This window comes from Neisseriales bacterium (assembly GCA_016699915.1).
Lineage (GTDB): Bacteria > Pseudomonadota > Gammaproteobacteria > Burkholderiales > Q3-R57-64 > Q3-R57-64.
Map to the genome: position 1 here is coordinate 274,868 of CP064990.1, position 21,584 is coordinate 296,451.

Genomic DNA, 21,584 nt, shown 5'->3' on the forward strand with positions numbered 1-21,584 from the left:
TGTCTATTAAATATTATATTTATTTGCATGCACGCAGTGCTAAAGACGCATTTGTTAAGATTGTTCATCAGCCATTCAGTTCTTTATTGTCACTTGCTACATTGTCGTTAGCGTTGCTATTGCCACTGATGCTTTATGCTGTGGTTGCCAGTGTGCAGGATTATGCACCACGCATGGCCGCCTCACCACAAATTACGTTGTTCATGGATCTTTCTGCTGACGACGTGGCTTTGGGATCTGTTCATCAACAACTCAAGCAACATCGTTTGGTGGCACGTTATATATTTATTAGCAAAGACCAGGCGCTGGCTGAACTAGAGAGCCATGACGATATATCAGGTCTGAGGGACATATTACCTGATAATCCCTTACCCGATGCGTTCGTGGTTACCCCCACTGTTACAGATTTGCAAAGTTTGTCATCATTGCAAAAAACCTTATCGAATTTGCCGGGTGTGCACCAAGCACAATTTGATATGCGCTGGGCACAACGGTTTTATGAGCTCATTAAACTGGGTCATCGTGCCGTATTACTTTTTGCTTTGGTTTTTGGTGCGGCTGTTGTGTTGATTACTTACAATATTATTTACATGCAAATTTTGGGTAAAAAGGAGGAAATTGTTGTATCCAAATTGATTGGAGCTAGCGATCACTTTATCCGCCGAGCCTTTTTTTATCACGCATGTTGGCAAGCGTTATTGGCTGCTCTTATCGCTTGGCTTGGCACCTTATGGGTTGCAGGAGCAGTGAATCCGGTGATTCATCATTTTGCTTCTCTATACCATGAAAAAATACTGCTACGCCCATTGTATTTTGACGAATTGACCCTATTTATTTTACTGACGGTTGCGCTGACTGTTTTGGGTGCACGCCTCGCGGTTGGTCAACATTTACGCCAACTAAAAGCCCACTAAGGCAAAAGTTTTGAGATGTTGGCAGCACACCACGGTTTGTGTTAGAGTACGGTGGCAGGTGTTGTACAAATAAATGAGGAACATGGAAGTGATGACTGAGATGAGGTTGCCTGTTTTGTCGGCTGGCGGTAGCCTGGAGCGTTATATCCACAGCGTAAACAGCATCCCGATGCTGTCAGTGGATGAAGAATGTAGCTTGGCAGAGCGTTTTCAGAATCAGGGTGATTTGGAAGCGGCAAGAAAACTTGTTTTGTCTCACTTAAGGGTTGTTGTGTCGATTGCAAGAGGCTATGCGGGGTATGGTTTACCACAAGCTGATTTGATACAGGAAGGCAATATTGGTTTGATGAAGGCGGTTAAGCGTTTTCAACCGAACCGTGGCGTGCGCTTATTTTCTTTTGCGATCCATTGGATCAAGGCGGAGATTCATGAATTTGTCCTACGCAACTGGCGTTTGGTGCGTATTGCGACAACGAAATCCCAACGTAAATTGTTTTTCAATATACGTAGCATGAAACGCAAGCTCACTGCGCTGACAGACGGAGAAGCACAGCGTATTGCTGATGAATTAGGTGTCAAGCGCGAGGAAGTATTGGAGATGGAAATGCGTCTTGCTGGGCAGGATATGACGTTATCAACGGATCATGCAGAAGATACCTATTATTCACCCATTCATTGGTTGTCAGACAGTGAGCAAGAGCCTATTCGGCAATTAGAACGCAAAGCGGATGATCGCTTGCAAGGAGAAGGATTACAGGCGGCTTTAAAAGCACTTGATGCAAGGAGTCGTCGTATCATTGAGGCGCGTTGGTTAGAACTTGACAAAACTGGCGAGTCTTCCACACTACATGATCTTGCCAAAGAATTGGGTATTTCAGCCGAGCGCGTTCGTCAAATTGAGCAAAAAGCCCTTACTAAAATGAAGAGCTTCTTTGCGCAAAAAGGCTTACTTCCCATGTCGCTGAATTGATTATTTGTTTTAACTACACTATTTATAGCGCTGGGGCAATTGCTCGTGCTGTGTTTGGGTCATCTTCCTTAATTGTTGATAAGCAGGCTCCTCAGCTGGCAGAGTTTTTAGGTAAGTTTTTGCTAGCGTTGGAAAAGAGGCCAATACTAATGCCATGGAATGCTCAGATTCCTTGAGCCGACCTGCCAAAGCTTCCAATTTTGCTTTTTTAAGCATGATGTTTGGAAAGGGACGTATTTTAGCGAGTTGCTTGATATAGTATAGTTTTAAGTCAAGCGCTTGATGGCTGGCAACGAGGTAGTTATTCAGCGTTATGAGTGCATAAAAACTAAATAATGTGTTGTGATCAACCATGTCTTGTAAGTAGATCACACGTTGATTGTAGGTTTTTGCATCGCGTATTGGCATATAAATGCGCGTCAGTGTGCTGTACGTTGACCAATGAAAAAACATTAAGAAAAGTAACGCGGCAACCGTAAGGCCTGACAGGGCAGGCACCAATCGTCGCTTCCAAAAGGAAGTAATAATATGCTCATCATTGGGCACTCCAGTTCGTTGAGGGGCAAGCGTGACTGCGACTACAAAAACGGCTAAAAACCCCATATTCCACAACGGATATTCTACCATGCTGTGTAACAGGGTAATCATCATCATACCAAAAGGTAATATGCTGGTATGTTGAGCGGGTTGCGTAAAATATGTGTGAATTGCCCAAATAAATCCCACTAGGGCGGTTAATGTGCCGATGACACCCATTTCGGCGAGCAAATGAAGCACCAAGTTATGCACATTGGTAAACAGCGAGCTACTAAAATCACTCTGTATAAATTCAGGGCGCAAATGCAGTGTTAAACTATGCTGAGCGAACTGGCTCCATCCACAACCAAACCAAGGATAGTTTTGGAAAACAAGCCATGCTTTATGCCATTCAGTTTGACGGCGACCGATACTGGATGCTTGTGCACCTATAATCCGCTCTATACCTGATGTAGATTGAATGGTAAGCCACTGATCCAGTTGGGGTAATAGCCACTGTATGATTAGACTGGCCATACTGATAGCACATAACCAAACCCATATCTGCCGAGATTGCGTAGTTTGGAGTCGGCTATGCCATGAGGTTGCTACTGCTGCCATAGCAATCAGATAAAGCACAACTGTTCTTGAGCCATTCCATGCCATTAATGAAGCCAGTAATAAAATAAGCCCTATGGCTATCCATGACTTGAGCTGATGGCAAGCGACCAAATATCCTGTAGCAAGCATACCCCAAGCCAAGTAATGCGCATAAAGGTTCCTCTGGCCGATTATGCCAATGATCGTGGTTTTATGGCTGCTATCATAAGCAATCCACCCATGTAGGTGACTGGCAAGACCCGTGAACTGCAAGATCCCCACTATAGCTTGCATAACAGCGCCGATCACCAAAGCCCAAGCAAGACAGGACACTAATTTTTCCGCTGTCCATAGATGTTGTAAACCAGAACTTACATAGGCTAGTAATGCCATAGATAGAAAAACCAACACTGCCCATACATTGAATCCAGGAAAAAGGATATCTACGCAAAGTGGCTGTATGAACCATATGATTGCTAAACCAATCATCCAGTAGCTGGTGGATGGGATCCTACTAGGTAACTTATGACATACAAGTAACGTGAGCCATAACATGGATGTAATCAGAACGACCGATACGCCAATAAACCAATTTGGTATAGGATGATAAGCAATACACCTTATAAAAGGTAACAAAAATAAGCTTGCCCACAGCAACAGCGTGGCCTGTTTTACTTTGTGCTGATAAGTGAATGAATCTGCGATAGCCATTGTCGTTTATGTAGGTTAGTTAAAAGAAAGTGGAATGAATAATCGTTCCTCTGCACGTTGAACCAACAAAGCAACATAGCCGTTGGATTGTGCTAAAGCGATGCGTAATTGTGACAACGTATTAATCGGTTGGCGATTATTAACGCCAATAATAATATCGCCACGCATTAAACCTGCTCTGGCTGCCATATCTTCTACCTGTTGCACGATGAGTCCTCCTTGAGGCAAATGCAACTGTTTTTTTTGCCAAGAGGTTAAAGGTGATAATGTTGCACCCATCCCCTCAAGTCGCTTGTTGGGCGATGCAACATACCGTTGTTGATTGGTTACACGATGCTTGATGACCCTATCAGTTGGTAACTGCCCCAATTTGATGCGGAGGGTTTTTTGGGTACCATTACGCCATATTTTTACCATGATGACTTGGCTAGGCACAGTCTTGTTTAACATGACCGATAGATCGCTATAGGATTCAATTGCCTGCTGATCAATGGATAGCAAGATATCTCCTGTTTTAAGGCCAGCATGATGAGCGGGTCCCCGTTTTTCAAGACCCGCAATTAAAATACCATGGGTTCGATCCAGTGCAAATGCCTTAGCAATGCCTTGCGTAACGGGTTGGATATAAACCCCTAATTTACTGTGCTGTGCCTGACCTGTTTTTTTGATTTGATTTGCTGCATGCATCGCAATATCAATTGGTACAGCAAACGCGATGCCGCTAAATTCACCTGATTTACTATAAATTTTGGTGTTGATACCAATTACTTTGCCGTTCAAATTAAATAATGGGCCGCCGGAACTGCCGACATTGATTGCCACATCGGTCTGAATGCATGGAATATAGCTACCATCTGGCAGATTGCGCCGCGTTGCCGAAATAATGCCTGCTGTGACGGTATGATCTAACTGAAAGGGCGAGCCAATGGCTACTACCCATTCGCCAACTTTAAGCGTAGCAGGATGACCGATTTGAACAACGGGTAGGTCATATGCTTTTATTTTTAATAAAGCAATATCAGTGTGTTGGTCAAATCCCACAACGGTGGCTGGAAACTCTCGCTTATCCATACAAGTGACGGTGATATAACCAGCATGCTGCACTAAATGTGCGCTGGTGAGAAGATAGCCATCAGCGCTAATGATAAAGCCTGATCCGCCTGAAATGAATGCGCGCCCAGCGTTTGAATCAGGCGGTGCAAAATAATGAAAAAAGTTCCACGGGAGATCATCTTCAGCGGGGCGGGGTAGCATTTTTTGCAGCACATTGGATCCATCGTGATAGGCTTGGATATTCACAACGGCGGGACTATAGCGTTCAACAAGCTTTGTAAAGTCAGAGTTCAGAACAACAGCTCGGTCTTCTTTGTCCCCTGTTACTATCGCATTGAATTGAGCAATCCAATGTGATACGGATGTGGGCAGTATATCAAACGTATGGCTACCCCATAAAAGCAGTAGACCGACTACACATGTCCAAAAAATAGGTTTTTTATACCGCATGGAACTTTACTCAATATCCGTTACATCAGTTTAGCTGGGTATTCGCAATGCTGAGCAATAACACATTGTGCGCACAGTGGTTTTTGCGCCTTACAAGTATAGCGACCCAACAAGACTAACCAATGATGAGCATGTTGACGAAATGGATCTGGGATGTTGTGCATCAAATGCTTTTCAACAGTTTGTACATTGCTACCGCGCGCAACACCTGTACGGTTTGACACACGAAATACATGGGTGTCAACAGCAATCACAGGCTGATCAAAAATGATATTGAGTAGGATATTGGCGGTTTTTCTGCCCACACCAGGCAATGATTCGAGTGCTTCTCGGCTATTGGGCACCTCTCCTTGATGCTGATCAATTAACTGCTGGCAAATACCCAACGCATGTTTGGCTTTATTGCGATATAACCCTAAACTGTGAATATAGTGCACGAGTTTTTCATAGCCAAGTTTTAACATGGTTTGTGGTGTTGGTGCGTCGTGGAATAACGTTCGTGTGACCCGATTAACTGCTACATCGGTAGATTGTGCCGAGAATACAGCTGCAATCAACAGTTGAAAGGGCGTATCGTATATGAGCTCTGTGGCAGGTGTTGGGTTATTTTTTGCCAACAGCGTAAAGATTTGATAACAAGTAGGACGATCCATGACTAACCAACCTGTAAGCGATCCAATTCAATAAGCATATCTTAGCATATCGTATTGAAATACGGTATTGGCTACGCGATGTGGTGCTAATGGGCATGATTTTCAACAATATACTGATGATGTGGGTTAGCGGTATGGAATAAACGTTCTAATAATTGCAAAACGGGTGCTGGAATCGCTATTTTTTTTACTGTTTGATAATCTATCCACCGCCCAGGGAGCTTATCAAGCGATGGCGTTGCAGCATGTACCTTAACAATTTGTGGTGAAATTACCAAACGAAGATGAGTAAAGACGTGAATGATTGTTGGCCAAGCAGGTGGCAGCGGATAGATATCCAAGGTATTAACAACACGCAAAGCACTTTGTAGGCTATCAAATGCCGGAAATGTCCACAATCCTCCCCAAATACCATTGGGTGGTCGTTTTTCTAAATATACACCATGCTTGTAGCAAATCAAAAGCATCGTGGTATACCGTACTTGCAATGGGTTTCGTACTGGTTTTGCGGGGATGCTGGCTGTTTTATTTTGTAAAGCTGCCAGACAAATGTCTTGCATCGGGCAAGTGGCGCAGCGTGGTTGGTGATGTTTACAAATCATGGTGCCAAGATCCATCAAACCTTGAGTATAAGGCACCATATCGTTGTGATGATTTGGGAGTAATTGCTTGGCTAGTTGCCACAATTGTTCTGTTGTTTGGCGTCGTGACAATAAAGCTTCAATGCCAAATACTCTTGCCAAGATACGCTTGACATTGCCATCTAAAATAGCCTCTTTTTGGTGTGCAGCAAATACGGCAATAGCTCCTGCAGTTGATCGTCCGATACCTGGCAAGGTTTCCAAAGTTTGCCGCGCTGTGGGAAAGCGACCTTGAAATTCAGACACAATAATTTGTGCTGTTCGGTGTAATCGGTGTGCTCGATGGTAATAGCCCAAACCACTCCATAAGGTTAAGACCTCATCAAGTGGCGCGTTAGCCAGCGTAACAATGTTAGGAAATTGCGTCACAAAACGTTTGTAATAGGATAGAACCGTATGAACTTGGGTTTGCTGTAGCATAATTTCTGATAACCATATTCGATACGGATCGGTGACTTGCCAAGGAAGGTGGTGTCTGCCATGCGATCGCTGCCAAGTAATCAGGCGCGGAGCAAAGGTTGAAACAGCTACAGTAGTGATGGGGATTGGTGCTTGATGCACGTACTTACCTTTAAGTATTGCTGAGAATATGATACAGCGTTACACACAATATTTTAAGGTCGCCAAGCAAGGTCTGATGGGCTACATAGTGCAGATAGTAACGCATTTTTTTAGGCAAGATATGGTCAATATAGTAACCTTCAGGATCGCTGACTGTAGCGAGCAATTGGTTTTCTCGTAGCATCCGAATAGATGCCCAATCGGTCATACCGGGTCGTAGTGACAAAATACGTGTCCGTGCCGAAGCAGGATAGTATGCAATGTATTTTGCCACTTCAGGCCTAGGCCCAACAAAACTCATTGTTCCTCGTAAAACATCAATCAATTGAGGTAGTTCATCTAGCTTGTATCGGCGAAGAAATTGCCCGACGTTTGTAATGCGATGATCATTGCCTATGGTCAATGCACTAAACTGTTCTGAACCGATGTACATGGTGCGAAATTTGAATATGTTAAAAGGTTTGCCAAACTGACCTATTCGAGTTTGGCGAAAGAAAATGGGGCCGGGTGAATTCCATCGAATGCATAGAGCAATACCTAAAAAAACTGGCAACAATATCAGCAATAGCAAACTACTACTGATGACATCAAATAATTTTTTGATCATTGTTTTGTGTCGATTCATGGGCCAATAAGCATTGCTCTAAGGCGTGAATCACGTTGTCTTGGTCTTCATCGGTCATAGTGGTATAAAGCGGCAAAGAGACTTCATGCCTGAACAAAGCATCCGCATGAGGAAACTGTGTTTTATCAAGGTTATAGGTATTTTTCCAAACGGGTTGGCGATGTAGTGGAATAAAATGCACTGAGCAGCCAATACCCAACTTTGCCATGTTGGTAATGAGCTGTGCTCTATCAATGGGCGCATTACCCGTTAATTGTACAGGGTAAAGATGCCAGGCATGCTGGTTTTCCGAAATGGATCGCGGCGGTAGGCGAATAGGAAGTAAAGACAATGCCTTATCATAGCGCTTAGCTAATTGCACACGTCGTTGGTGAAAACGGTCTAACTTGCCCAGTTGATGGATACCAATGGCTGCTGCAATATCAGTCATATTGTATTTAAACCCTGGGGCAACGACTTCATAATACCAAGCTGGTGTTTTAGAATGGTAGCGGTCAAATGCATCTTGGTTGATGCCATGTAAACGCATCACTTGACAGCGTTTTAACAAGGTGGGATCGCGCGTGACAATCATGCCGCCTTCCCCAGTAGTCATGGTTTTGGTAGCATAAAAACTAAAAACCGTGGCGTCGCTTTGTAGTGCCCCGATACGTTGGTTACAATAAGTCGTTGGCAAAGCGTGTGCAGCATCTTCAACAACACGCAAATGATATTGGTGAGCAATGGATAAAATTGCATCCATCTGGCAAGCTAGACCTGCAAAATGCACGGGAATGATAGCACGCGTTTTCGGGGTAATTGCTTTGATAATAGCCTGTGGATCGATATTATAAGTATCTGGATCAACATCCACGATTACGGGGCGAGCACCCAAATAGTGAACCACTTCTGCTGTGCTGGTGAAGGTGTAAGAGGGCACGATCACTTCATCACCTGTTTTAATGCCAATTGCTTCCAAGACCAAATGGAGTCCAGCTGTTGCAGAGTTAACGGCAACAGCCTGCACATTGCTACCAATATATTGCGCAAAGTCTGCCTCGAATTGCTTTGTTTTCATGCCTGTTGTAATCCAACCGGAACGCAAAGTATCAACGACTTCACGGATTTCTTCTTCACCAATATCAGGCCAAGCAAAACGCAAAAATGAAATTGATTTAATCGGATGGTTCATGGCAACTCAACGAGGCTCTTTGCAAAGACAGCTGTTTATTGTGGTGAGGCTGTTATTTTATCATCCAACTTTACAGGATGTATCGCTTTTTAAGGCATGACCATAAACTAGCCAATACCAATAGACCGATGCATAAAGCGAGTACAGGGTAGTCACCATAGTGCATGTAAGGCGTCCATCCTGTATAGCCTTGTGCTTGACCTACTAACACGGTTTTTTTATCAGTAGGTACCATTACAGCGATCTGTCCTTTAGGCGTAATGATAGCTGTTCGGCCAGTATTTGTCGCACGCAACATAAATCGCCCATTTTCCAGTGCGCGTGCCTGAGATAATTGTAAATGTTGATCCAAACCGATGCTGTGTGGGCCAAACCAAGCCAAATTGCTAAGGTTAGCAAGCATAGTGGATTGCCGTGCCATGTGGATTAATTCTTCCCCGAAGCTGTCTTCATAACAGATATTAAAAGCGATGCGCTGTGTAGCCAGTGCAAGCGGTGTTTGGTGATCATTGCCTGGAAGTGTTTGGCTAGCACATTTTTTGATCTGCCGATACAATTTTTCTGTAAATGACCAAGGGGCATACTCGCCAAATGGTACCAAGTGGCGTTTGGCATATATTGCTTGTGTATCGAGTGACATGACTGTATTGAAAATATGTGAACTACGAGGTGCGCCACGTAATACGCCAAGTGCAATAGACATATGGCGATAACTGGCTAGTTGTTTGAGGTGATCAATATAACCCAATGGTAGGTGCTCAAAGTCAGTCAGAAAAAGCGATTCTGGAAAAATCATCAAGTCTGCTTGTGTTGCCTCAATTTGCTGTTGGTACAAATTGAGCGTGGCATAAAACATTGCCGGATCCTGCTTGAGTTGTTGTGGCACATTACTTTGTGCTAAGGCAACTCTTATCGGTTGACCAACTGGGGTTGTCCAAGCCCAATTTTTCATGAGCATAGCTTGGAAATTGCCCAGCAACAATCCGCTAGTCAATACCACAGCAACCTTATATGAGGGTTTTAAACTGAGCAGGATGAGTATGCCAGTACTGATCATTAAAAAAAGCGTGACGCCATGTATGCCGAGTAGGGGTGTTATGCCAGACAATGAGCCCTCAGCAATTTGTGTCAGTCCCATTTCTCCCCAAGGAAACCCGGTTAATATTTTGCCACGTAACCATTCGGTAAGAGTCCATGTTGCAGGAAATACCATTAACCAACGCCAATATTTTTGTGTAGTAACGCGACAAGTTATCCATAATGCAATTGCCGGGTAACAGGCTATGTACATGACAAAGGCGCTCATCGCTAATAAGGTCACGGTGAAAGATAATTGCGCAATGATCAGTAGGCTGTAATAAATCCAGCCAAAACAAGCACCATAAGCGGCCAATCCCCATAAATAACCATATCGAAAGGCGTGTCCGGGCTGTTTTTGGATAAATCGGAGTGGCATAAAAAGGCTTAAAGGAGCCAGCCAATAATGTCGAAAAGGTGCGAGCGCAAAAACCAACAGTAGGCCAGATAAGGCGATACATAAAGGTGGATAGAGTGTGCGTAGCCAAGCCACGAGTCGAGGGTAATGGCTCATCCAACGAACCATTGTAGACGATAAACTCATAGAGCGATCTTTTAGCTTGGATGTATAAGCGTCCATGATAGCGCGCTTGGGCGTCTCATGTCTGATTCACAGGTAGCGTGTCATGGGTAATATAGGGGTGCTGATAGCCTAATTTTTGTAGGATACGGTATTCCAATTGCAGCATCAGGGCAGCTGCTTTTTGGTTGGCTTCATGGTGATAGCCTTGCAAGTGTAACATACCATGTATTATCAGCAGTGCATAGTAAGCGTGTAACGGCTGTTGTTGTTGAGCAGCTTCCTTGACGACAAGTGGCGTACATAATACCAAGTCGCCGATCAGGATATTATGGCTATGTACGCTATTTGGTGTGGCTTCACTTAACGAAAAAGATAGTACATTAGTTGGATAATTTTGATGTCGCCACCTTTGATTCAAGGCACTACTTTGTTCCGCATCTGTCAACATGACGCCAATATATGCTTGGCGAATATGTGGCATTAAAGCGCTTTGGATAATTTTACGCAGTTGTTTAGTCGTAGGATGCGGTGGACAAAAACCGCTAACGCTTAATGACAGCCGATGGATCCATTGCTCCTTTAATGGGCTTTTTCTGGCCTTTTTCATGATGTCGTCATGCTGTTTAATGATCGTGTAGGCGGTTTGTTATCCAACGAAAATACAGGCACGCTTCCCAAAAAAGAGGACAATGCGACCTGCCTCCAAGTACAATAAGACCTGATTAACCATCTTTTTATGGGTTGCAAGGGTATGCAAACAGGCAATATGATTGTCATCACAGGTCCTTCTGGTGCTGGCAAAACAACTCTTGTACAGGCGCTACTGGATGCAGATCCTCATGTTTGTTTGTCTGTCTCGTATACTTCGCGACCGCCTCGCATCAACGAAGTGAACGGACAACACTATCATTTTATTACGAAAGCTATTTTTGAGACATATATTGCCCAAGGTGAATTTATTGAGTATGCCACGATTCATAATCATTATTACGGTACCAGTCGGCGTTGGATACAGCAACAGTTAAACCATCATACCTTTGATATTTTGCTTGAAATTGATTATCAGGGATTAATTCAAGTACGCTCCATGTTTCCGCAAGCTGTCAGCGTTTTAGTTTTGCCGCCTACTTTATCTACATTGTCAACACGTTTGCAGCAACGTAATACGGAGTCTTCAGAGGCGATTACCCATCGCCTAGCCCGTGCTATCAAGGAAATCGATATATTATCTTGCTGTGACTACTTTATCGTGAATCACGATATTCAGCAAGCTACGCATGATCTTATGCATATTGTGCAAGCTGAGCGCTTAAAAATGGTACGTTGTGAGGATGTGTTACAGCAAATACTGCAAAACCATACCGCCTAACAACCGTAAAAGATAGGTAAGGCAGGCCAATGACTATCGTGGCTTTTTTTGTATCACAATGCGGTGCGTTTGTTGTTTTGTATTAGCCTCAGATACCAGTAAACGATGACCAGTTTGGTGACAAAATGCTGCCAGATCATCCGGTGCGTTGGGGTCGTCAACGGTGATCTCTAATAGCATATCTGCTGTCATATTGGCCAAGGCTTTTTTAACCTGTAAAACAGGCAATGGACAGCGTAACCCAGTCAGTGATAGGTGCTGTACAGAAGACGACATACATATCCTTTTCAAGGTCATCATGCTGACTTAACCAATAGATTGTGCTAATCCCTGCATCAACCTTCAATCAACTCGGTTACAATAGCACAAACCGCAATAGGTGGCTTGTTTGTATGGTGAGGTGTTATGTTGCTTAACGATACAACAACTTCTCGACTCAATCTTATTCGACACATGGCTGACCAAGCCTTCTCGCGTTCTGCTGGCGCTCCGTTAGTTGGTGGCAATCATATCGAATTATTATTTGATAGCACACAAAATTTTCCTGCTTGGGAAAGAGCGATTACCCAAGCCCAACACCATATTTTTATTGAGATGTATATATTCTCAAATGGCAGATTTGGTTGCCATTTGCGGGATTTATTGATTAAAAAAGCAACCGAAGGCATAGCAATTTATCTTTTATATGATTGGTTTGGTTCATGCTACGAACATTATTTTGGTTTTTTTAAGCCTTTGCAAAAAGCAGGAGTGCATGTTCGCGTGTTTAATAAACCCTCAACCAATCGTATTTTGCAACTTTTGCAGCGTGATCACCGCAAACTCATCATTATTGATGGCCATACAGCTTTTGTGTCTGGACTATGCATTTCAAGCTTATGGGAGAGCCATGCATCAGGATCCACAAAAGTATGGCGCGATACGGGCACAAAACTGACGGGACCTATTGTAGCCGACGCTGTAGCTGCTTTTGCGGACAGTTGGAGCCGGTGTGGTGTACCACTTACCGAAAACCTGAAAAATATACAAACCATGCCTTGTGGATCGGTTCAAGCGCGACTCATTGCCACAACACCCGATACGGTGAGTATGATGCGACTTGATGTATTAATTGCCAGTATTGCAAGGCATACTTTATGGATTACGGATGCTTATTTTATGGGTAGTGGTCTTTATATTAGCGCCTTAAAACATGCCGCAAGAGATGGTGTTGATGTGCGGATTTTAGTGCCACGCTCTTCGGATATTGGATGGATTGCTACCATTTCACGAACGTTATATCGTCCGCTCATTGAGTCAGGGGTTCGTGTGTTTGAATGGAACGGCGCCATGATGCACGCTAAAACGGCTGTGGCTGACTTTAGGTGGTCAAGAATTGGGTCAACTAATTTGAACTTATTTAGTTGGCTTGCGAATCGTGAATTAGATGTTTCTATTGAAGACGAATTACTTTCTACAGAAATGGCTACGCGTTTTTTGGACGATCTGAACAATGCCACAGAAATTGTATTGTCCGGATCAAGCCATCGCCTTAACCTTGCTTTGCCACGTCAGCACGAAGCGCCTTCATTCATGCCATTACGCGGTCGAAGCGTTGCAAGTGCCAATGCTGTGGCTCGCCAAATTGTACGCATTAAAGATGTTTTGGGGGTGGTTGCAAGTGATACAAGAGCCGTTGAGAGTAGTGAAGCTCCTTCTTTTTTATTGATAGGGTTGTTTTTATGTTTGTTGGCTATGTTAATTGGCTGGTTTCCTCGCTTCATTGCTTGGCCATTGGCAGTTCTTATCGGTATATCAGGACTAGCGACGACGGTGCGATCCGTTATGCTGTATCGGGAACGTAGGCATCAGCGATCTTCAAAGTAACCTGCTCGTGGCTGTGGTGACAAATCCTTCTAGTTTAGTGTGCGGCTTCCCAATTATTGCCGGTTCCTACCCGAGCGACTAATGGGATTCTTAATTTTGCCACACCAGCAAAGAGGTGCGGCAATATGTTTTGCATCGCCTCTAACTCTGCTTCAGGTACCTCCACTACCAATTCATCATGTACCTGCATGATCAGCCGGGATCTCATGTGATAGTTTTGCAACCATTTTTGTACAGCGATCATGGCTAATTTCATTAAATCGGCTGCTGTGCCTTGTATGGGTGCATTAATAGCAGCGCGTTCGGCACGCGTACGACGATTGTAGTTTGCTGAATCAAAATTGGTTTGATAAATACGTCGCCCGAATAACGTATCAACATAGCCATGTGTAGCGGCTTGTTTTTTTGTTTTTTCCATATACATGGCAACTTTCGGATAACGTATAAAGTAGCGATCAATAAACTCTTTGGCTTGTGCTTGTTCAATATGTAGTTGTTGAGCCAGCCCATAGGCACTCATACCATAGATTAAACCGAAGTTAATACCTTTAGCATAATTACGTTGTGCTTTGGTGACAGATGTAACAGGAATACCAAATATTTCACTAGCAGTTGCTTCGTGAATATCTTGTTCCCGAATGAAGGCTTCACACAGATTATTGTCTTCCGATAGATGCGCCATGATGCGTAGCTCAATTTGCGAGTAGTCAGCTGATACAATAAAAAAACCATCAGGCGCGATGAATGCTTCTCTTACGCGACGACCAGCAGTGGTTTTAACCGGAATATTTTGTAAATTTGGATCATTACTTGCCAAGCGCCCTGTTACAACGACGGCTTGTGCATAATTGGTATGAATGCGTCCGGTTTTGGGATGAATTAATAAAGGCAGTTTATCGGTATAAGTGGATTTAATTTTAGCAAGCGTTCGATATTCTAGGATGCGTTTAGCAATGGGGTAGTCAAGCGCTAGTTTTTCAAGAGCTGATTCATTGGTGGAATAGTCACCAGTTGGTGTTTTTTTAAGCCCTGTTGTTGCGATACCGAGTTTGTCAAATAGGATAACTTGTAGTTGTTTGGGAGAATTGATATTAAAAGGTTGTTGTGCTAAGTCATGAATTTGTTTTTCTAAATCAAGCATCTGTTCGCCTAATTCATGGCTTTGTAAGGCAAGTTGTGTTTTATCTATAAGGACGCCATTACGCTCCATCGCAAATAAAATATCGGATATAGGTAATTCAATATTGTGGTAGAGCGCCTGTTGCATTGGCAATAATTTAGGCTTGAAAATGTGACAAAGCCGCAAAGTTATATCAGCATCTTCCGCTGCGTATGCTGTGGCCTTATCAATTGGTACAGCGGAAAAAGCAATTTTTTTTGCTCCTTTGCCACAAAGGGTTTCATAGGGGATAGTTTGATAATGCAAATGGCGTTTTGCTAATGCATCAAGATTATGTGGTAGGTGGCTTTCTAGGACATAGGAAGCTAGTAAGGTGTCTTCTGCAATACCTTGCAGCGTGATGCCATGGTTAGCTAATACATGTCGATCATATTTGAGATGTTGTCCTACTTTTTTGTGCAGAGGGCTTTCTAGCCAAGGTTTTAATTGATTTAAGGTACTATCCAGTGCAAGTTGTGGTGGAGCATCTGTATATTGATGCATCAGAGGCAGATAATACGCTTCATGGGTGTGATAGCTAAAACTCATACCAACCAACTGTGCCGACAAGGGATTTAGGCTGGTTGATTCAGTATCGAATCCGACAAGATCTGCTTGCATTAAATCGGTCAGTAATGTGGACAATGCTTCTTGTGTTAGGATGCACTGATAGGATGTTGATGGAATATCCGTAGCATGAGAAATAGTCTGTTCGGGTGGCTGGATTTTAGCTAATAGTGACTGAAAACCATGTTGTTGGAATAGTGTTGCCAATGCTTTATAGTCAGGTGGCTGACGATTGAGACTATCCATGCCATGGGGTAGTACCGCGGATAGGTCTATATCGCATTGGATGGTAATGAGTCGCTGAAAAAGGGGTAACTGAGTTAGCGTTTTACGTAGCGCGTTTCCGACAGCACCTTCAATAGACGATGCAGCGTTTATAATACCCTGTAAATTGCCGTAAGTTTTGAGCCACTTGATCGCGGTTTTAGGCCCACATTGCGGAACGCCTGGAATGTTATCTGCTGTGTCGCCAATAAGCGTAAGATAGTCAACGATCTGTTCAGGTAAAACGCCAAATTTTTTCTCAATACCGGCCTTGTCCAACTGTTCCGCATGCATTGTATTGATCAAAGAGACTTGTGGATTAACAAGTTGCGCAAAATCTTTGTCGCTTGTTGCAATAATTACTTGCCATCCCAATGCGGTTGCTTGTCTGGTTAATGTACCAATCACATCGTCTGCTTCGACATGGGGCAAGGTAATCACTGGCCAACCCATCGTAGAGACTAAATGATGTACGGGTGCAATTTGAACCACTAAGTCACTTGGCATAGCCGCCCGCTGGGCTTTGTAGGGCGGGTATAGTTCGTGGCGAAACGTTTTTCCCCATGTATCAAATACACAAGCACTGTGGTCAAATGCTATCGTTTGTGATAGTTGTTGTAGCATGTTAACGATACCGTACAATGCACCTGTTGGTTCATGATCAGGTGAACGTAAATCGGGCATCGCATAAAATGCTCGGTATAAATAGGAAGAACCGTCAATAAGGAGCAGAGTGTGCATAATAGGTGATTATAAAATTGGTAAGGATCGCTGTACCAGTGATACATTGTTTAGTTACTATACCCCACTTTAACGGTTCATATTGATGACAGGTTAGTATTCATGTCAGTTTACACCAGTGTGTTATCAGAAGAGCTTGTCAAATGGCTGGATTCTTACGAATTATCTGGCTCAGTGCTACTTGAGCCTATTTTAGAAGGCATTACCAACTCTAATTATTTTGTCATATTGCCTGACCGAAAGCTCGTGCTAACCTTGTTTGAGGTTATTACACAAAAAGAGGCTGTATTTTATCTTAAGTTGATGCATTATTTGACTTCACAAGGTGTGCCATGCCCCCTGCCTTTAAAAGATAAATGGGGGCATTTTGTTTCCATGCTTGCCAATAAACCTGCCTGCCTAGTGACTTATTTACCGGGTAAAGCAGTGGATCAACCTAGTGTTGCGCAATGTCAAGCTGTGGGTAAGCAGTTAGCAGCAATGCATATCACAGGCCAAGCTTTTCCCCATCGCATGATCAATTCTCGAGGGCTGGCTTGGTGGAATCAGACTGCTCAGCGTCTTTATCCATTGTTATCAACCAGTGATGCCAAACTACTTTGCGAAGAAATTGATTTTCAAAATGAACACCAAGCATTGGCGCTTCCAAAAGGTATTATCCATACTGACCTTTTTAAAGATAATGTATTGATGGATCAAGACCAAGTGGCTGGATTCATTGATTTTTATTATGCTTGTTACGATTATTTGCTTTATGACATCGCTATTACGCTTAATAGCTGGGCTGGTTTACCAACAGGTGATATTGATGAAAAAAAAGCACAAGCACTCTTAAAAGGTTATCAAAGCGTACGAACCTTACATCAAGCAGAAATAAAGGCTTTGCCAGCTATGTTACGTGCTGCTGCTTTACGTTTTTGGTTGTCGCGTTTACACGATGCGTTTTACCCGATGCCCGGTGAGATGACTCATACCAAAGATCCCACAATTTTTCGTTTCATGCTATGCAAGCATCGTTTACGTAGCAAGTTTTGGCTGTGAGATACTTTCTTTAACACTGTTTAATGGATTTTGAATATTACGATGATGACCATGGCTGACTTTTGAAATGACCAGTAAAGAAAAAACACCCACCAAATCAGCGTGCGGTTATTTTTTACATTTTTCTAACCTTTTTCAAAAATACTCAAAATCACATGAGTGAAAAATAAATATAAAACAGAAAAAATAAAAAATCCCCCATCTTGTTTTTATCGTCTATTGCATTATGTATGTGAACCAGTAAAGTAATAGCATAAGTGTAGAAAGTTGCAAATAAAATACAGATCTTTTAAAAGTCTATTTCACTGTTCCTTTTTTTTAATAATCTATTTTGCTACTAATCCAATCCGATCCTGCTTTTCGCTGACAAAGCCGAAAAAACTTTCATGACAACTGAAAATTTGACCAGCAATTTTAAATGTGTCAAGGTGATACAGGGAAACTGCAAAAAATATTTCAAGCTATACAACACTTCAATCAACATATTCCATTACTTGAAATAATTAGGGTACAGTAGTGGTATGATTGTATACCTACTTTGGTTTATATTTTTTTAGTGAAAGGTTATATGATTATGGCACATCAATTACCCGCTCTTTCTTATTCGTTGGATGGGTTAGCCCCCATACTTTCCAAAGAGACATTGGAATATCACTATGGCAAACATCATCAAACATATGTTACTAATCTCAATAATATGATTAAAGGCACGGAATTTGAAAACGCGAGTCTAATAGATATTATTAAGCAATCATCGGGCGCTGTATTTAATAATGCTGCACAAATCTGGAATCATAATTTTTATTGGAATAGTGTTTGTCCTAAAACAGGCAGTGGTGTTCCATTTGGTCAGCTTTTTATTGCTATTGAAGCAAGATGGGGCTCTTTTGAGGGTTTTAAGCAAGCATTTAATGCCTGTGCACTGGGTACGTTTGGTTCTGGATGGGCGTGGCTTGTCAAAAATCCAGATGGCAAATTAGATCTGTTGTCTACTTCAAATGCAAATACGCCACTTACTACAGACAAAAAGCCTTTATTGACTTGCGACGTGTGGGAGCATGCCTATTACATTGATTATCGTAATAGCCGACAAAATTATCTTGAAGCTTTTTGGCAAATTGTTAATTGGGATTTTGCAGAGCGTAATTTTTCTCTTTAAATATTTGTTGTTGGTATGCCACATGATCCGTCTTAGCAGGTCATGTGGCATCATGTTTAAGTATCCTTTGTTCATTTTACTAAGTATTTGGCATGTATAGTATGGATCCATTGGAAGTTAAAAAATTCGATCAATTAGCCCATGATTGGTGGGATCCATCTGGTGTTTTTTGTACGCTGCACACTCTTAATCCAGTGCGCTTGCAATATATGCAACGTTTTGTAAGTTGGTCGAATAAAACCGTATTGGATGTTGGATGCGGTGGTGGTATCTTGTCAGAAGCCATGGCTACACAGGGCGCCAGAGTAACTGGTATTGATTTATCCAGGTCATCCATTGCCGTGGCAAAACGCCATAGCCGAAAGATGACAAATTCTATTGATTACCGGTGTATGGCAGTTGAAACATTGCTTAAGATCATGCCAAAGTCTTTTGATATTGTGGTTTGTATGGAAATGTTGGAGCACACAACCGAACCACAGCATGTGGTACAGGCATGTGCTCGTTTGACCAAACCAAATGGTTGGGTATTTTTTTCAACAATTAACCGCAATTTGCCTGCATATTTGGGTGCTGTACTGGTTGCTGAATATGTGCTTGGATTATTGCCAAAGGGCATGCATCGCTATGAGCGTTTCATTACTCCTGCTGAGTTAATGGATATGGTACGCAATACGAGTTCACTCATATTGCAAAACTTATCCGGTTTATTTTACAATCCCTTTAGTCGGTATTGTCGTTTTACCGAACGACCTACCATCAATTATTTTGCAGCATTAAAGAATGGTAAATAATCTCATTATATTAAAAGATTGATTGTCCTTTTTAGCTTCTTACCCCCTGACTTAATCCCATTTCTCCCTTAAACACTTGATCTTGGTTTAATAAGATTTGCTGAAGGTTCGCTTTGATACGCATCACGGAAGATACGCCATGCTGTAATTGATAGTCTAGATTGACTTGTGTTGAAAATGGTACAGCAATGCAGTTTGTAAACATAATTGATCGCTCGTAGTATAAGTGAACTCACCTTGTGTGCAGAAGTCCTCTAGAATGGATGGAGCAATCAGGGTAAAGGTTGTATGTTCTTGGTATTGTTTTCAATAACGGTGATATGGCTCGATGATCCAAAACCATAGTCTAAGGCAACGCAGGAAATCAAGGTACCCAACTTGCTTGGCAATAGAATAATCCAACGTGCCTTTGTAAAACTGCGCTGATGAAGTGTTTGTTTTGCTAAAAGGTATCCTTATAGTGCCGATAGCCTAAATCAAAAGTAGGGCTAAAGGTTAAAACCACAAACATTTTTTCCAATTTTTTCCTCAAAGCACTCAAAGCAGTAATGCTACAACCAATCACCAATAAGTTACCCATTAATATCAGATAAATAATTTTAATTACTAATGAAGTTTTTCGAGGAAAGGGGTCATTAATAAAAAAAACTTTGGTAGCGTGGGAGTATAGTAATTTTACAGCCTCTTTTATAAGCGATTGGTAGCTGATTGTACAATGCAGTTAGGCACGCTGCTGATAGATCCAGCGCCCATTGTTACCACGACATCATTTGCTTCCACCATATCCAATATTTGATCGGGGATTGCTCGGATGGATTCGATAAAAAGTGGCTCAACTTTACCTGCCACGCGAATCGCTCTTGCTAAGGCTCGGCTATCCGACGCAATAAGTGGCATTTCGCCTGCCGCATATACTTCAGTTAATATCAAAATATCGGTACGTGACAACACGTGCACGAAATCTTCGAATAAATCTCGTGTACGTGTATAGCGGTGCGGCTGAAAAATTAGGATTAAACGTCTGCCAACAAAAGCATGCCGAAGCGCTAAAATAGTTGCCGAAATTTCAGTAGGATGATGACTATAATCATCGATCAACGTAAAATACCCGTTGTGAACTGGTAAGTTGCCATAGGATTGAAAACGTCTACCCACTCCTGAGAAGCTTTCAAGCCCAATTTTAATGATCTGTTCATCAACGCCACACTCTAAACCCACTGCAACGGCTGCTAGTGCATTCAGTATATTATGGTGCCCTGGCATATTGAGTGTTACAGGAAAACAGGGATCTTTTTGGTTGTCAAATAGACCTTGTATTACTACATCAAAACGTGTTTGCATACCTATTGTACGGATATTTTTTGCACATAAATTCGCTTGGCTATCTATACCATAAGTTGTGATCGGTTTTGCTATACTGGGTAATATTGATTGAATATGTGGATCATCTAAACAGAGTATTGCGCGTCCATAAAATGGCAAACGGTTCAAAAAATCAATAAAAGCTTGTTTGAGTTTATCAAAATCATGGTGATAGGTTGCCATGTGATCTGAATCAATGTTTGTTACAACAGCAATAACTGGCGTTAAATATAAAAACGATGCATCCGATTCATCCGCTTCCACTAACATAAATTCTCCAAGCCCTAACTGTGCATTGGACCCAGCTGCCAACAGTTTTCCACCAATGATGAAAGTCGGATCCAAATTGGCTGCTGCTAATACCGACGCGGCCAGACTGGTAGTTGTTGTTTTGCCATGCGTGCCTGCAATCGCAATGCCCTGCTTAAAACGCATTAATTCGGCTAACATCATGGCGCGTGGTACAACGGGAATGTGTGCATGGATTGCTGCGCATAATTCAGGATTAGTTGGCTCAATAGCGCTAGACACCACAACTACATCCGTAGGTTCCAAAAGTGTTGTTCGATGACCAATCACAATGTGAGCGCCCATTTTAATCAACCGCCCAACCAATGGACTATCTGAAATATCCGAACCCGATATGGTATAACCCAGCTTTAGCAATACTTCAGCAATGCCGGACATGCCAATACCACCGATGCCGATAAAATGGATATGTTTAATTTTATGTTTCATCATCAAAACTTTGTAATTAACTAAAGCGCTCTGTCATCTTTATCTGATTTTGCAATATC

The 21,584-nt window shown here is 42.4% G+C and carries 19 protein-coding genes; 7 read left to right on the forward strand and 12 right to left on the reverse strand.

The genetic code is table 11. The annotated features are described in order from the left end of the window. The first annotated feature begins 5 nt into the window (after positions 1-5). Both IPK86_01330 and rpoH read left to right on the forward strand, forming a co-directional pair. Positions 6-914: an FtsX-like permease family protein gene (locus IPK86_01330; GenBank protein QQS17025.1), complete on the forward strand. Its 909-nt coding sequence runs from the start codon at positions 6-8 to the stop codon at positions 912-914. Between the two features lie 91 nt (positions 915-1,005). Beyond that, entirely contained in the window at positions 1,006-1,884 is an 879-nt protein-coding gene (gene rpoH / locus IPK86_01335; GenBank protein ID QQS17026.1) for an RNA polymerase sigma factor RpoH, read from the forward strand. An 18-nt stretch (positions 1,885-1,902) separates the two neighbouring features. Here rpoH and IPK86_01340 read toward each other — a convergent pair whose 3' ends face one another. From IPK86_01340 to ybeY, 8 genes are all read right to left on the reverse strand, one after another. Continuing rightward, entirely contained in the window at positions 1,903-3,711 is a 1,809-nt protein-coding gene (locus tag IPK86_01340; protein ID QQS16860.1) for an O-antigen ligase C-terminal domain-containing protein, read from the reverse strand. Between the two features lie 15 nt (positions 3,712-3,726). After that, positions 3,727-5,214, reverse strand: a complete 1,488-nt coding sequence (locus tag IPK86_01345) for a trypsin-like peptidase domain-containing protein (protein ID QQS16861.1) — start codon at positions 5,212-5,214, stop codon at positions 3,727-3,729. A gap of 20 nt (positions 5,215-5,234) precedes the next feature. Next, positions 5,235-5,867: an endonuclease III gene (nth, locus tag IPK86_01350; protein ID QQS16862.1), complete on the reverse strand. Its 633-nt coding sequence runs from the start codon at positions 5,865-5,867 to the stop codon at positions 5,235-5,237. 86 nt (positions 5,868-5,953) lie between these two features. Then, on the reverse strand, positions 5,954-7,069 hold the full coding sequence (gene mutY / locus IPK86_01355) for an A/G-specific adenine glycosylase (protein ID QQS16863.1): 1,116 nt from the start codon (positions 7,067-7,069) through the stop codon (positions 5,954-5,956). A 10-nt stretch (positions 7,070-7,079) separates the two neighbouring features. Then, positions 7,080-7,676, reverse strand: coding sequence for a sugar transferase (locus tag IPK86_01360; GenBank protein QQS17027.1), 597 nt, complete (start codon positions 7,674-7,676; stop codon positions 7,080-7,082). Continuing rightward, positions 7,657-8,865 carry a DegT/DnrJ/EryC1/StrS aminotransferase family protein gene (locus IPK86_01365; GenBank protein QQS16864.1) on the reverse strand — a complete coding sequence of 403 codons (1,209 nt, stop codon included), beginning with the start codon at positions 8,863-8,865 and terminating at the stop codon, positions 7,657-7,659. The genes IPK86_01360 and IPK86_01365 overlap by 20 nt, the downstream gene beginning before the upstream one ends. 70 nt (positions 8,866-8,935) lie before the next feature. Then, the gene (lnt, locus tag IPK86_01370) at positions 8,936-10,486 is read right to left on the reverse strand and encodes an apolipoprotein N-acyltransferase (protein QQS16865.1); all 1,551 of its coding nucleotides are present in this window, start codon (positions 10,484-10,486) and stop codon (positions 8,936-8,938) included. A 55-nt stretch (positions 10,487-10,541) separates the two neighbouring features. Continuing rightward, positions 10,542-11,072: an rRNA maturation RNase YbeY gene (gene ybeY, locus IPK86_01375; protein QQS16866.1), complete on the reverse strand. Its 531-nt coding sequence runs from the start codon at positions 11,070-11,072 to the stop codon at positions 10,542-10,544. A gap of 144 nt (positions 11,073-11,216) precedes the next feature. Between ybeY and gmk the strand changes: the two genes are divergently transcribed. Then, entirely contained in the window at positions 11,217-11,834 is a 618-nt protein-coding gene (gmk, locus tag IPK86_01380; protein ID QQS16867.1) for a guanylate kinase, read from the forward strand. A gap of 33 nt (positions 11,835-11,867) precedes the next feature. Here the strand turns inward: gmk and IPK86_01385 are convergent, their stop codons facing one another. Beyond that, positions 11,868-12,110: a sulfurtransferase TusA family protein gene (locus IPK86_01385; protein ID QQS16868.1), complete on the reverse strand. Its 243-nt coding sequence runs from the start codon at positions 12,108-12,110 to the stop codon at positions 11,868-11,870. A 129-nt stretch (positions 12,111-12,239) separates the two neighbouring features. Between IPK86_01385 and IPK86_01390 the strand changes: the two genes are divergently transcribed. Beyond that, the gene (locus IPK86_01390) at positions 12,240-13,700 is read left to right on the forward strand and encodes a cardiolipin synthase B (GenBank protein QQS16869.1); all 1,461 of its coding nucleotides are present in this window, start codon (positions 12,240-12,242) and stop codon (positions 13,698-13,700) included. A 34-nt stretch (positions 13,701-13,734) separates the two neighbouring features. On the opposite strand, the gene polA is transcribed toward IPK86_01390, so the two are convergent. Beyond that, on the reverse strand, positions 13,735-16,431 hold the full coding sequence (gene polA, locus IPK86_01395; protein ID QQS16870.1) for a DNA polymerase I: 2,697 nt from the start codon (positions 16,429-16,431) through the stop codon (positions 13,735-13,737). Positions 16,432-16,533: 102 nt separating this feature from the next. Here polA and IPK86_01400 point away from each other — a divergent pair, with 102 nt between their 5' ends. The 3 genes from IPK86_01400 (at position 16,534) to ubiG (ending at position 19,425) form a co-directional block, all read left to right on the forward strand. Then, positions 16,534-17,472: a homoserine kinase gene (locus tag IPK86_01400; GenBank protein QQS16871.1), complete on the forward strand. Its 939-nt coding sequence runs from the start codon at positions 16,534-16,536 to the stop codon at positions 17,470-17,472. A 574-nt stretch (positions 17,473-18,046) separates the two neighbouring features. Beyond that, positions 18,047-18,631, forward strand: a complete 585-nt coding sequence (locus IPK86_01405; GenBank protein QQS16872.1) for a superoxide dismutase [Fe] — start codon at positions 18,047-18,049, stop codon at positions 18,629-18,631. A 92-nt stretch (positions 18,632-18,723) separates the two neighbouring features. After that, positions 18,724-19,425 (forward strand): bifunctional 2-polyprenyl-6-hydroxyphenol methylase/3-demethylubiquinol 3-O-methyltransferase UbiG, encoded by a 702-nt coding sequence (gene ubiG, locus IPK86_01410; GenBank protein QQS16873.1) that lies wholly within the window; start codon positions 18,724-18,726, stop codon positions 19,423-19,425. Between the two features lie 31 nt (positions 19,426-19,456). On the opposite strand, the gene IPK86_01415 is transcribed toward ubiG, so the two are convergent. Both IPK86_01415 and IPK86_01420 read right to left on the reverse strand, forming a co-directional pair. Further along, positions 19,457-19,630, reverse strand: a complete 174-nt coding sequence (locus IPK86_01415; GenBank protein ID QQS16874.1) for a hypothetical protein — start codon at positions 19,628-19,630, stop codon at positions 19,457-19,459. A 482-nt stretch (positions 19,631-20,112) separates the two neighbouring features. After that, positions 20,113-21,525, reverse strand: coding sequence for a UDP-N-acetylmuramate--L-alanine ligase (locus IPK86_01420; protein QQS17028.1), 1,413 nt, complete (start codon positions 21,523-21,525; stop codon positions 20,113-20,115). Positions 21,526-21,584: the final 59 nt, after the last annotated feature.